Source organism: Luteimonas sp. Soil_N_1, from assembly GCF_057656255.1.
Genome location: NZ_JBDGKS010000003.1, coordinates 22,088 through 34,342 on the forward strand (window position 1 = coordinate 22,088; position 12,255 = coordinate 34,342).

At 67.4% G+C, this 12,255-nt stretch carries 12 protein-coding genes and 1 pseudogene; 5 read left to right on the forward strand and 8 right to left on the reverse strand.

Translation table 11 applies throughout. The features are described from left to right. Positions 1-135: 135 nt before the first annotated feature. Complete coding sequence (locus AC3A4E_RS15855) at positions 136-303, forward strand: hypothetical protein (protein WP_487632452.1); 168 nt, start codon at positions 136-138, stop codon at positions 301-303. On the opposite strand, the gene AC3A4E_RS15860 is transcribed toward AC3A4E_RS15855, so the two are convergent. The 4 genes and pseudogenes from AC3A4E_RS15860 to ubiK form a co-directional block, all read right to left on the reverse strand. Further along, positions 276-683, reverse strand: a complete 408-nt coding sequence (locus AC3A4E_RS15860; RefSeq protein WP_487632453.1) for a helix-turn-helix domain-containing protein — start codon at positions 681-683, stop codon at positions 276-278. The genes AC3A4E_RS15855 and AC3A4E_RS15860 overlap by 28 nt on opposite strands. Next, positions 680-1,903 carry a tyrosine-type recombinase/integrase gene (locus AC3A4E_RS15865; RefSeq protein WP_487632454.1) on the reverse strand — a complete coding sequence of 408 codons (1,224 nt, stop codon included), beginning with the start codon at positions 1,901-1,903 and terminating at the stop codon, positions 680-682. The genes AC3A4E_RS15860 and AC3A4E_RS15865 overlap by 4 nt, the downstream gene beginning before the upstream one ends. Before the next feature lie 251 nt (positions 1,904-2,154). Continuing rightward, positions 2,155-3,075, reverse strand: a pseudogene (locus tag AC3A4E_RS15870) (YifB family Mg chelatase-like AAA ATPase); the annotation flags it as partial. Positions 3,076-3,084: 9 nt separating this feature from the next. Further along, a complete protein-coding gene (ubiK, locus tag AC3A4E_RS15875) occupies positions 3,085-3,381 on the reverse strand; it encodes a ubiquinone biosynthesis accessory factor UbiK (protein ID WP_487632455.1) in 297 nt (98 codons plus the stop codon). Positions 3,382-3,601: 220 nt separating this feature from the next. Between ubiK and AC3A4E_RS15880 the strand changes: the two genes are divergently transcribed. After that, entirely contained in the window at positions 3,602-3,940 is a 339-nt protein-coding gene (locus tag AC3A4E_RS15880; protein WP_232136472.1) for a P-II family nitrogen regulator, read from the forward strand. A 98-nt stretch (positions 3,941-4,038) separates the two neighbouring features. On the opposite strand, the gene speE is transcribed toward AC3A4E_RS15880, so the two are convergent. Further along, positions 4,039-4,890 carry a polyamine aminopropyltransferase gene (speE, locus tag AC3A4E_RS15885; RefSeq protein WP_487632456.1) on the reverse strand — a complete coding sequence of 284 codons (852 nt, stop codon included), beginning with the start codon at positions 4,888-4,890 and terminating at the stop codon, positions 4,039-4,041. Positions 4,891-5,047: 157 nt separating this feature from the next. Between speE and AC3A4E_RS15890 the strand changes: the two genes are divergently transcribed. Further along, positions 5,048-6,931 (forward strand): M48 family metallopeptidase, encoded by a 1,884-nt coding sequence (locus AC3A4E_RS15890; protein WP_487632457.1) that lies wholly within the window; start codon positions 5,048-5,050, stop codon positions 6,929-6,931. Between the two features lie 83 nt (positions 6,932-7,014). Continuing rightward, complete coding sequence (gene speA / locus AC3A4E_RS15895; RefSeq protein WP_487632458.1) at positions 7,015-8,904, forward strand: arginine decarboxylase; 1,890 nt, start codon at positions 7,015-7,017, stop codon at positions 8,902-8,904. Positions 8,905-8,916: 12 nt separating this feature from the next. Here speA and AC3A4E_RS15900 read toward each other — a convergent pair whose 3' ends face one another. Continuing rightward, a complete protein-coding gene (locus AC3A4E_RS15900) occupies positions 8,917-9,363 on the reverse strand; it encodes an EF-hand domain-containing protein (protein WP_487632459.1) in 447 nt (148 codons plus the stop codon). A 218-nt stretch (positions 9,364-9,581) separates the two neighbouring features. Here AC3A4E_RS15900 and AC3A4E_RS15905 point away from each other — a divergent pair, with 218 nt between their 5' ends. Then, positions 9,582-10,538, forward strand: coding sequence for an MBL fold metallo-hydrolase (locus AC3A4E_RS15905; protein WP_487632460.1), 957 nt, complete (start codon positions 9,582-9,584; stop codon positions 10,536-10,538). A 21-nt stretch (positions 10,539-10,559) separates the two neighbouring features. On the opposite strand, the gene AC3A4E_RS15910 is transcribed toward AC3A4E_RS15905, so the two are convergent. Both AC3A4E_RS15910 and AC3A4E_RS15915 read right to left on the reverse strand, forming a co-directional pair. After that, a complete protein-coding gene (locus tag AC3A4E_RS15910; RefSeq protein ID WP_487632461.1) occupies positions 10,560-11,312 on the reverse strand; it encodes an SDR family NAD(P)-dependent oxidoreductase in 753 nt (250 codons plus the stop codon). Positions 11,313-11,408: 96 nt separating this feature from the next. After that, positions 11,409-12,182 (reverse strand): UPF0149 family protein, encoded by a 774-nt coding sequence (locus tag AC3A4E_RS15915; RefSeq protein ID WP_487632462.1) that lies wholly within the window; start codon positions 12,180-12,182, stop codon positions 11,409-11,411. Positions 12,183-12,255: the final 73 nt, after the last annotated feature.

The following is a 12,255-nucleotide window of genomic DNA, read 5'->3' on the forward strand; positions in this document are numbered from 1 at the left end:
GCAGGCGCCGCCGCCGTCCGGCAGATGAAACCGCCTGCCTTTGACGAGCACTCGTTTGCATTTCGAGCAGTTAGACGGCCAGCTCGCATTTTCACGACATGAGCTACAGACCGGGTCGCTGGTCCCGCGTTTAACATGTCCCAGTCGATTGCAGATGGTGCACTGGACGCGTGGATACTCTTTTTTGAAGCAGTTATGGCAGATGTGGCCATCGCACAGCTTGCGATAGATGATCTGGACATTCGTGCGATTGCAATGCATGCAGGGGATCGCCATTACGGCTCGCTCCCGTCGTCTGCCTGAGGGCGCGCCAGTCGATGGGCCTGCAGCGCTCGAATGCTGGGGCCGACCACTCGCGCGCGGATCGCATCAGGCAGCCTTTGCGGCGCGGGCTCTGGCAGAGAAATCGAGGTCCGCTTGGGCTTCAGCTTGACCGGAGGCGGTTGCCCTGCGGAGCGCAGGAGCTCGCCCGGAGTGCAGTCGAGCAGCTGACACAAGGCGTCGAGCATGGTCATCGACAGGCGTTGCGGCATCCGTACCATGCGCGCGGCGTGGACACTCGACGTCGGGTGCCCGATGCCTGTAAGCGCTCTGCCAAGTTCTGCGGGGGACGCGATCTTCCGATACTCCATCCATTCGCGCAGATGCCAGGTCAGCGTGTGTTCCTCGCTCGTGGACGTCACGGATCCTCCGAATCGATGTTGGTGAGGCCGCGCACGTGATTCTTCGCAACATCGCGCACAAAGTTGCTAGACAGATGGGTGTAGATCGTCGTGGTCGCCATGTGCAGATGGCCATGGTTGGCCGAGATGAACGGCAACGGCACATCCGCCTCTGCCTGATGCGAGATCGACATGTGGCGCAGACCGTGGGTCGAGAAGAGACTCGAATCCAAGCCACAGATCTCGAGCATATGTTTGAAACGCGCTGCGATGGAGGCATGCGACAGACGCAGCCCGTGCTCCGACAGCCACATCGCATCCTCGTTCTTGCACTTGAACTGCGGCCTCACCTCGGCCAGATACCACTCAAGCGCGGGCGGAACGTCAGGATGAATGCATGCGACTGCGCGAAAGCGAGGGCCACTTCCCCGCGACCCCTTGCCAAACACACCCGCGTAGCCGAACCGCCCCATCTGTGGCAGATCAGAATTGGTATAGAAGCTCGAGAGGTTGAGCATCTGCCCTTCGCTCAGCCGCAGGCCGTAGGCGTAGTAGGTGTAAAACATGACCCGATCGCGCTGCAGGGTCTTGAGTTGCCGTGGCGCCTCGATCGCGACCTGCTCAACCATAGAGTCCAGAACGGCGAAGATCTGTGTCAGCTCGGCCGCAGACAGATGGCTGCGCTCGCGCACGCGCGTTTCGCACGTATGCACGACGCGAGACTCGCGTGTGGCGACCTGCCGGATGCGCTTGCCGATTCTGAGAGCGGCGCTCTGCCAGTCTTCGCTCTCAGCCAGATAATCGTAGAAAGTGGCAACTGCCCCTTGCAGGACGCGCTGCGTGCCGGCGGCAAGCCGGCGCTCAACCGACAGGTGTGCGGCCCAGCACTCGAAATCGGACGGTGTGCAGTCCCAGATGGCCTGTCCCGCATAGGCGAGGAAGTCTTCGACTGTGCGCCGATCGCGGCGGATGGTTTTGGCTTCATGGTTCCGGGCGGGACGCGAGCCGGCGAAGAACCCGTCCAGCATCCGAGTCTGGAGCTCGACTTCCGGGCTGGAGAGAGTCCGCTGGGGACGGTCGAGCGGCTTGACGGTGAGCGGGACGCGCTTGCCATCGACCATGTGGGTTGGTGACGCGCGCGGCGGATCTTCGCTCGCGCGCGCGGCATTGCCGGTGTCCAGCGGCGTGCCCGGGGTGCTTCCAAGCGATCGGCCGGGAAAAGTGAGGATGGTCGCGGTCATGCCTGCGCCCCTCGAAATTGGCGCGCGCGCGCCTTTGCTGTGGTTTGGGTGTCCATGCTTTAACGCATAGCACCGGATTTTGGGGCATCCAAAACAGACTGTGATCTGACCGATACGCCCGTTGGGTGCGATTCGCAACCTCCTGACACCAGAGGTTGCATTGGCCTGGGCAATTCTGTCGGGAGTATCAATCGATCCCTTGAAAATCAGTCGTTTATCTTGCTCAGCTTTCTTCTCTCAGGAGAGGGAGATCTCTGGGTACTTGGCAGTTCGTCGAGGAAAAGCACCCCCTGGTGTGCCAGGGACACCTCGCCGGGACGCGGTTCGCCACCGCCGCCGATCAGCGCGACGGCACTGGCGGTGTGATGCGGGTTGCGGAACGGGCGTGTGCGCCAGGCGGTCGGGTCGAAGCCGCGGCCGCTGATCGACCGGACCGCCGCCGCTTCGAGTGCTTCGGCTTCGCTCGCCGGTGGCAGCAGGCCCGGCAGGCGCGAGGCCAGCAACGTTTTGCCGCAGCCCGGGGGCCCGACGAGCAGCAGATGGTGCCCGCCGGCAGCCGCGATCTCGAGCGCGCGCCGCGCCTGCGTCTGGCCGCGGACATCGCGCAGGTCGATCGCCGGCACGTCGCGCTGTGGCGGTGGCATCGCCTGCGGCAGCGACTTCTGGCCACCCAGCATCGCGCAGACCTCGAGCAGGGTGCGCGCGGTGTGGACCGCGACCTCGGACGCGAGCGCAGCCTCGGGGCCGTTCGCCGCGGGCACCAGTAGCGAGCGTCCCGTGCCGGCGACCGCGAGCGCGGCCGGCAGGGCGCCGTCGATGGCGCGGAGTTCGCCGGTCAGGCCGAGTTCGCCGACGAATTCCCAGTCACGCAACGGCTCGGCGGGAATCTGGCCGCTGGCGGCGAGGATGCCCAAGGCGATGGGCAGGTCGAACCGGCCGCCGCCCTTGGGCAGGTCCGCCGGTGCGAGATTGACGGTGATGCGGCGCGCGGGGAATTCGTACTGCGCGCACTGGATCGCGGCGCGCACCCGGTCCTTGGCTTCACGTACCGCGGCTTCCGGCAACCCGACGATCGACATCGACGGCAGGCCGCCGCCGAGATGCACTTCGACCTTGACCTCGGGGGCGCGGATGCCTGCGCGCGCACGTCCGTGCACGAGCGCAAGTCCCATGGCGGTTCCTCAGTGGGCGATGTTGCCTGCGGTGTCAGACGGGCCGGCGGTGGTGTGCGCGGGCGACGTCTGGGTTTCGATCTGGCGCACCTGCGCCTCGAGGGCTTCGAGCTTCTCGCGCGTGCGCAGCAGGACCGCGCGCTGCACCTCGAACTCCTCGCGGGTCACCAGATCCAGCTTGGCCAGTCCCGACTGCAGGACCGCCTTGAAGTTCTCCTGGATATCCTCGCGACTCTCGCGCAGGCCCGGCGGCACCAGTCCGCTCAGGCGGCGGGCCAACTCGTCGATGGTGTTCAGGTCGATCATGACAATGTCCTCGGTTGCAGCATGGCCAGACTCGCGCGCGGGGTGCGGACATGCCGTCGGCAGCGCTCCCGGGGCGCGGTAGGAGAATCCCGGCGCCTAGCGGGGCGGCACTACAGCATGCGGGTGGGGCCGCGACAAGCCGCGGTTGCCGTGATCGTGTCGGGCGTCGCGTGAGCGTGGCGTATCCTGTCCGCGAATCCATACCGGGGAGGCCCATGCGATGAAAATGGTCATGGCCATCATCAAACCGTTCAAGCTCGACGACGTGCGCGAAGCGCTTGCCGATGTCGGCGTCAACGGCATTACCGTCACCGAAGTGAAAGGCTTCGGTCGCCAGAAGGGCCACACCGAGCTCTATCGCGGCGCCGAGTACGTCGTCGATTTCCTGCCGAAGGTGAAGCTGGAGATCGTGATCACCGACGACATCGTCGACAACGTCGTCGAAGCGATCCTCAAGTCGGCCGGCATGGGCAAGATCGGCGACGGCAAGATCTTCGTCTACGACCTGGAGCGCGCGGTGCGGATCCGGACCGGCGAGCTGGATTCCGACGCGATCTGAGGTCCCACGGCGGGCGCAGAGAATCGCGCCGCCGGAACGGACGAGGCCCCGCAATGCGGGGCCTCGTCGTATCTGCAACGGGTGGCCGAAGCCTGCGTTCAGCCCTCGCCGAGCGCCTTCGCCACGAACGGCGGCAGCGACTGCGCGCCCTTGTGGATGTCGGCGGTGTAGTACAGCGTTTCGAACGGCTTGGCGCGTGCGTCGGCTTCACGGAAATCGAAGCCTTGGCCCTTGCGCGCCAGCGTGCAGCTCCACCAGCCGGTCGGGTAGCACGGCTGCGGGAACGGCAGGGTCTGGAACGTGGTGAAACCGGCCTTGCCCATCTCGGCGCGCATGGCCTGGATCAGCTCCAGCAGCACCAGCGGCGATTCGGATTGCTGGACGAGGATGCCGTCGTCCTTCAGCGCGCGGTGGCAGCTTTCGAAGAACGCCTTGTTGAACAGGCCTTCGGCCGGACCGACCGGATCGGTCGAATCCACGATCACGATGTCGACACTGCCGGGCTCGCAATTCGCCATGTACGCGATGCCGTCGTCGAACAGGATCTCGGCACGCGCATCGCCATTGGATTCGCACAGCTCGGGGAAGTACTTCTCCGCCATGCGCGTGACCTGCTCGTCGATGTCGCACTGCACGGCCTTCTCGACGCCCGGGTGGCGCAGCACTTCGCGCAGCGTGCCGCAGTCGCCACCACCGATGATGACGACGGTCTTCGGCGCGGCATGGGTGAACAGCGCGGGGTGCGACATCATCTCGTGATAGAGGAAGTTGTCGCGCGTGGTGACCATCATCGCGCCGTCGATCAGCATGACGTTGCCCCAGTCGGTGCTCTCGTAGATCTCGATCTTCTGGAACGGCGACTGCACCTCGTCCAGCTTCGCGTTGACGCGGAAGCCGATGGCCGAGCCGGCCGTTTCGAAGTTTTCGTAGAGCCAGTTGGGCGCGGTCATGAGGTGTCCTGCAAAGCGGATAAAGGGAAATCGGGCTGCGGCCGGTGGCAGCGGGGCCGTGCGCGAGGGGCGAAATTGTAGCGAAGTCCAGGTGTCGGCTTCGTGTCCGGGCCGATGCGATACTGCGACGCACCCGCTGCCGACGCCGCCCGAGCCCATGGAAGATCGCCGCGCGGCGCAGGCCGCTACTGCCCGCCATCGCGCGCGGGTCCAGCGCCTCGAAACCCTCGCCGCCGCCGCCCCGCGCGCATATCTGATCCGGGTCCTGCTGCTGGCACTCGCCGGTTACGGTTTCCTGATTGGGCTGTTGCTGCTGCTCCTGGCCGCGCCGCTCGCGATCGCATGGCGGGTGCTCGTGCAGGGCGTCCGTTTCGAGCCGCAACTGGCGATCGTGCTGCTGATCGCCGGTGCCGGGATCGCCGCGCTCGTCCGCGCGCTGTGGGTGCGCTTCGAGGTGCCGGACGGTCGATTGCTGGCACCGGACGAGGCGCCAGCACTACAGGCCGAAGTCGAGCGTCTGCGCCAGGCGACCGGTGCACCGCCGCTGGCCGGCATCGTCATCGACACCCAGCTCAATGCCGCCGCGGCCAGCCTGCCGCGTCTGCTCGGCCTCGCCGGACACCGGCATTACCTGGTGCTGGGTTTACCGCTGCTGCAGCTGCTCGATCGCGACGAGGCTGCCGCGGTGATCGCGCACGAGTTCGGGCATTTCGGCGAACAGCACGGCCGCCTCGCCGGCTGGCTCTACCGGGTGCGCTTCACCTGGTATCGCGCCGTCGACGGCCTGACGCGCAGCGGCTTCCTGCTCTCGCTGCCGATCGCGCATTTCTATGCCTGGTACGCGCCGTTGTTCGATGCGTGGAGCTTCGTGCTCGCGCGGGCGCACGAGTTCCGCGCCGACGCAACTGCGGCGCGGGTGGTCAGCCGGGACGCGATGGCCAGTGCGCTGCTGCGCATCGAACACGGCAGCGGGCGGATGCAGTCGACGCTGTGGCCGCGCGTATTAGCTCGCGCCCGCGTGCAATCGCATCCGCCGGCGCAGCTGCTTGCGCCGTTGATCGATGGCCTGCGCGCAGCGCCACAGCCGGATCCGGCACGTCTGCTCGCGATTGCCGATCGCGATGTCGACCCCTATGACACGCATCCGGTGCTGGCGCCGCGTCTCGAAGCGTTGGGCGTGTCTGCCGTCTTGCGCACGCCCGGCGAACCTGCATCGGTGTGGCTCGGCGACGCGCTGGACGCCATCGAACGCGAGCTGGACCAGCACTGGCGCACGCAACTGAAGACGGAATGGCGGGCGCTGCACGCCGCGGGCGCGGACGATCGCGCACGTTTCCATGCGCTCGACGCCTTGCCGGAGCGCTCGGCCGACGAAGCCGTCGAACATGCGCGTCTGTTCGAGACAGTCGAGATCGACCGTGATCCGCTACCGGTACTGGCGCGCGCGCATGCCGCGCATCCGGACAGCGCGATGGTCGCGTTCCGGCTCGGACTGCGGCAGCTGCAGGCGGGCGATGTTGGCGGCATCACCCATCTGCGTCAGGCGGTCGCGCGTGATGCCGGCGCGGTCGGACCGATCGGCGAGGCGCTGGCGGCACTTCTGCGCGATCCCGATGTGGATGCCGACACGGCCACCCGGATCACCGCGCTGCGTAACGAACTTGCCCCGCGCGCCGACGATCTGCGTGATCGCGATGCTGTTGCCGATGCCGATGGCGATGCGCTGCAGCCGCACGATCTCGACACCGCCGCGCTGGGGCGCCTGACCGCCACGCTTGCCAGCCACGAACGCATCGTCAGCGCGTGGCTGGTGCGCAAGCAGGTCGCGATGGTCGAACAGTCCGCGCATTACGTGCTGCTGCTGGACTGGCGCGGCTCGATCGCCAGCGAAGCCGCCGGCCTGCGCGCGGTGTCGGAAGCACTGCAGCTGCCGGGCAGCCACACCGTGTTCACCGGCAGCGACGCCGCGACGCTGACGAAGCAGGTGCGGCGCCTGTGCGGCGCGCCGGTCTATCGACGAGGGAAGGGACAGGCGCTCTGAGCGTGGCTGCGGCCGGTGTCACCACAGGTTCGGCTGCCAGACCCTAGACTATGCGGCCTTCACGCTTGACCGGAATGCCGCCGATGACCGCCTGGTCCACCGACCTCGCCCGCAAGACCTACTCGATCCCGCACTGGAGCGAGGGGTATTTCGACGTCGATGACGCCGGCCGCATCGTGGTGTCGCCGCGCGGCAAGCACGGCCCGTCGATCGCGCTGCCCGAGGCGGTCGACGCCGCGCGCGCGAACGGCGCGCAGCTGCCGATGCTGGTGCGCTTCCCCGACATCCTCGGCGATCGCCTCGCGCGATTGCAGGAGGCCTTCGCGCAGGCCCAGGCCGAGTGGGAGTATCCGGGCGGCTATACGGCCGTCTATCCGATCAAGGTCAATCAGCACCAGGGCGTGGCCGGCACGCTGGCCACGCACCACGGCGACGGCTTCGGTCTGGAAGCGGGCAGCAAGCCGGAACTGATGGCGGTGCTGGCGTTGTCGCGTCCAGGCGGCCTCGTGGTCTGCAACGGTTACAAGGACCGCGAGTACATCCGCCTCGCGCTGATAGGCCGCAAGCTGGGCCTGCAGACCTTCATCGTCGTCGAGAAGCCGTCCGAGCTCGCGTTGGTGATGGAAGAAGCCGCCGCGCTCGGCGTGAAGCCGGGCCTCGGCGTGCGCATGCGCCTCGCGTCGCTCGGCGCCGGCAAGTGGCAGAACAGCGGCGGCGACAAGGCCAAGTTCGGCCTCAATCCGCGCCAGCTGCTGGACCTGTGGAAGAAGCTGCGTGACGCCGGCATGGCTGATTGCCTGCAGCTGCTGCATTTCCACATGGGCTCGCAGATTTCCAACGTCCGCGACATCTCCAATGGCATGCGCGAGGCGGTGCGTTATTTCGTCGAGCTGACCAAGCTCGGCGCGACGATCAGCCACGTCGATGTCGGCGGTGGTCTGGGTGTCGATTACGAAGGCACACGTTCGCGCAGCTACAACTCGGTGAACTACGGCATCCGCCAGTACGCCGGTTCGATCGTGCAGCCGCTTGCGCAGGCCTGCGTCGAGCACGGCCTCACGCCGCCGCGCATCGTCACCGAATGCGGCCGCGCGATGACCGCGCACCACGCGGTGCTGGTCGCCAACGTGTCCGAGGTCGAACGTGCGCCCGAAGGCCGCGTGCCCGACGTGCACGATGACGAGCCTGCAGTCGTCGCGAACCTGCGCGAACTGCATGCCGAACTCACCTCGCGTCCGGCGGTCGAGCTGTTCCACGAAGCGCAGCACCAGCACGCTGAAGGCCTGGCGCTGTACGCGCTCGGTCAGATGGACCTGACGCATCGCGCGCGCATCGACGATCTGTTCTATGCGATCGCGCATGCGGTGCGCGCGCGGCTGACCTTCGACGAGAAGAGTCATCGCCCGCTGCTCGACGAACTCAACGAGCGCTTGGTCGACAAGTACTTCGTCAATTTCAGCGTGTTCGAATCGATGCCGGACGTCTGGGCGATCGACCAGGTGTTCCCGATCGTGCCGATCGAGCGCCTCGATGAACTGCCCGAGCGTCGCGGCGTGATTGCTGATCTGACCTGCGACTCCGACGGCAAGATCGACATCTACGTGGAGAACGAGGATCTCGACACCTCGCTGCCGCTGCATCCGCTGCGCAAGGGCGAGCAGTATCGGCTCGGCTTCTTCATGGTCGGCGCGTACCAGGAAATCCTCGGCGACATCCACAACCTGTTCGGCGACACCGACGCGGTGGAAGTGAAGATCGAGGGCGACGGCATCACGGTCGTGCAGCAGCGTCGCGGCGATACCACCGACGTGATGCTCGATTACGTGGGTTATCGCCTCGAGGACCTGCGCGCGCGCTACACCGCGCTGGTCGACGATGCCGCGCTGGCCGCCGACGAATCGCAGCGGCTCAAGGATGCGCTGGAAGCTGGACTCACCGGCTACACGTATCTGGACGACACGCCGCTGGAGTGACGCGCCGGGCGGTCAGGGCGCGTCCACGCCATGCAGCTGGCGCGCCTCCTGGAGTGTCACCTGGCCATCCTTGTTGAAGTCGGCCTGCAGCAGCAGGCCGAGCTGCGCCTGCTGGTAGTTGTCCAGCGTGATGCGTCCGTCGCCGTCGACGTCGTAAGCAGCGAATGTGGCGGAGATGACCTTCGACTGGACGTCCGGCGGAAGCTGCGAAGCGCCGGCATCGAGCTGTTGCTTGCGGATTTCCGCATAGCTCAGCAGACCGTCTCCATCGATGTCGTGCTTGCGGAACTCGATCGCCGTCGCGGCGTGGCTTTCGGCAGCCGTGATCACGCCATCCCGGTTCGCGTCCGCGAGTTGGAACACGAACTCGACATGGGCGGCGCCGCGCGGATTGGCCTGGGTCAGCGTCGCGCCGAGCAGCAACAGCGACGCGAGCGCCGCGACGGAAATTCGTTTCATGGGCATGGCGTCCTGCCGAGGGTGTGGCAGACACGTTAGCAACGCGGCTGCGTGCGCAGCACCGCGTTGTCGCATCGGAATTTTCCGCACGCATCGCCATCGCGTCGCGTCCGGGTGACATGCAGCGGGCCACCCGTGCAGGCAATCGGATCCGGTGGCGGGTCTATGCTGCGGCGCTATCGCGGCTTGCCGCGTTCCACGTCGAATGGAGATCCGTCATGCGCCACTTCAATCCCACCCGTGCCGTTCTGACCCTCGCGCTCGCCGCAGTGCTCGCGGCCTGCGCCGAGCCCGCGCCGCCGCCGGCCACCGTCGATGCACCACCGCCGCCGATGGCCACGACCGACGCCGCGCCTGCTGCCGACAACGCCGACGTGCATCACTTCCGGATCGGCACGCTCGACGCAGCGGTGCTGCGCGACGGCGACATCCGCTTTCCCAATGACGGCAAGACGCTCGGCATCGGCGCGCCGAAGGCCGAAGTCGATGCGCTGCTGACGAAGGCCGGCGAACCCACCGACACCGTGCACCTGAGCGTGCAGGCGCTGCTGGTGCGCAGCGGCGATCGTGTGCTGCTGTTCGACACCGGTGCCGGCGACGCCGACTTCGCCGATGCGGGCCGTCTGCCGGCGTCATTGCGCGCCGCTGGCGTCGAGCCGCCACAGGTCACCGACATCTTCATCAGCCACGCACATCCCGACCACGTCGGCGGGCTCGTCGACGACGCCGGCCAGGCGGTGTTCGCGAACGCGACCGTGCACCTCTCGGCGCCGGAATGGCAGGCGCTGCAGGCCGAAGCACCGAATGCCGCGCTGGCGGCCGCCATCGCACCGCGCGTCGATGCGTTCGCACCCGGCGCCGAAGTCGTGCCGGGCGTCACCGCAGTCGCGGTCGAAGGCCATACAGCCGGTCACAGCGCTTACGAGATCGTCGACGGCGACGCGCGCCTGCTCTACATCGGCGACGGCGCGCACCACTTCGCAGTGTCGGTGCAGCGGCCGCAGTGGACGATCGCGTTCGACGGCGATGCGCCGGCCGCCGAAGCCAGCCGCGAAGCCCTGCTGGTGCGCGCGGCCGACAGCGGCGTCACCGTGGCCTCGCCGCATTTCCCGTATCCGGGACTGGGCCACATCGTGCGCCGCGACGGCGAACTGGTCTGGGCGCCGCTGCCGTAACCGGCAGACCGCGACGCTGGATCAGGCGTCGCGGTGGATCTGGAAACCGGCGAACGACTGGCTCACCGGCATCACTTCGAGCCGGTTGATGTTGAGGTGCGGCGGCAGGTTGGCCACCCACCACAACGTCTCGGCGATGTCGTCGGCCACGATCGGCTGCGCGCCGGTGTACAGCGTGTCGGATGCCGACTGGTCGCCGCTGGTGCGCACGAGGGTGAACTCGGTCTCGGCCAGGCCCGGCTCGATCGAGGTCACACGCACGCCGGTGCCGTGCAGATCGCTGCGCAGTCCCAGCGAGAACTGGGTGACGAAGGCCTTGGTGCCGCCGTAGGCGTTGCCGCCGGGATACGGATAGCTGCCGGCAACCGAACTGACATTGAGGATCGCGCCGCGGCGTTCGATCAGCGTCGGCAGCAGCGCGTGCGTCAGCGTGACCAGCGCAGTGACATTGGTGTCGATCATCTGCCGCCACTGCGCGAGGTCCGCGCGCTGCGCCGGTGCGGTACCGAGCGCGAGGCCGGCGTTGTTGACCAGTGCGTCGATGGTGCGGAATTCCGCGGGCAGCGCGTCGAGCGCGGCGTGCATCGCGGCTTCGTCGCGGATGTCGAACGCGGCCGTGTGCAGGCGTTCGCTGCCGTGCGCATCGACCAGCGCCTGCAGCCGTTCGGCGCGACGGCCGGTGGCGACGACGCGCCAGCCGCCGGCGAGAAAACGCGCGACGGCAGCGGCGCCGAAACCGGAGGTGCCGCCGGTGATGAGGATGGTGCGGGTCATGACGGGGCTCCTTGAAACGCGGCGCGCCGGCAGACGGCGTGCGATCGATGCGGGATCAGGCAACGTCGGCGCGTGTCGTCCGCGCCGGGTCGCAGCTTACGCGGAGGCCTGGTCCGCGCAGCACTTCTTGTACTTCTTGCCGCTGCCGCAGCTGCAGGGATCGTTGCGGCCGGGCACGTCGGCGCGTTTGGCCGGCGCGGGGCGACGGTCGTGCAGACGCTGCAGGTACATGTCGTAGAGCATGTCCGGCAGGTCGTAGGTCAGGTCGAATCGCTCGTCGAGGGTCAGCATTTCCTCGGCCGTCATCTCCGCGTCCGCGAGCTGCGCGGGATCCACGATCGCCAGGCGCGTGATCACGCCCAGATCGTTGTCGATCGCCTCGTGGTCTTCCATCCACTTCGCCCAGTCGTCTTCGAATTGCGCAGCGCCGCGCAGGAAGCCGGCGGCCCAGGCGGCGGCGAAGGGGAAGTCTTCGGGAATGCCGTCGAGCGCACTGGCGCCTTCAGCCTTCTCGTCGTCGCCTTCGGATTCGGGCGGCAGGCCGAGCAGCGGCATCAGCGATTCGCGATCGCCCGCTTCCGAAGGATCGTGGCGGATGCGCTGTTCGACCTCGGCGGCCAGTCGCGTGATCAGCGCTTCGGCTTCGCGGGTCTGACGCTCGTCGCGGCGCGGCACCTCGCCCGTGCCCCAGACCGCCGGGAACACGGTCGGCAGTTCGACGTCGACCGGACCGACCGCGAGCGCGGACAGGAAACCGTCGAGCATCTCGAGATTGCCGAGGCCGGTTTCGGGGTCGGTGCAACGGTCGAGCAGCACATCCAGCCGGTCGAGTTCGGTGTCGCTGAGGGCGGTCGTGGGCGGGGTGGTCATGCGAGGTCGGCAACGTGCGGGGTGGTACAGCTTAACTGCTGGCCCGGGCCGACCCGCTGCATCCACGCGATGC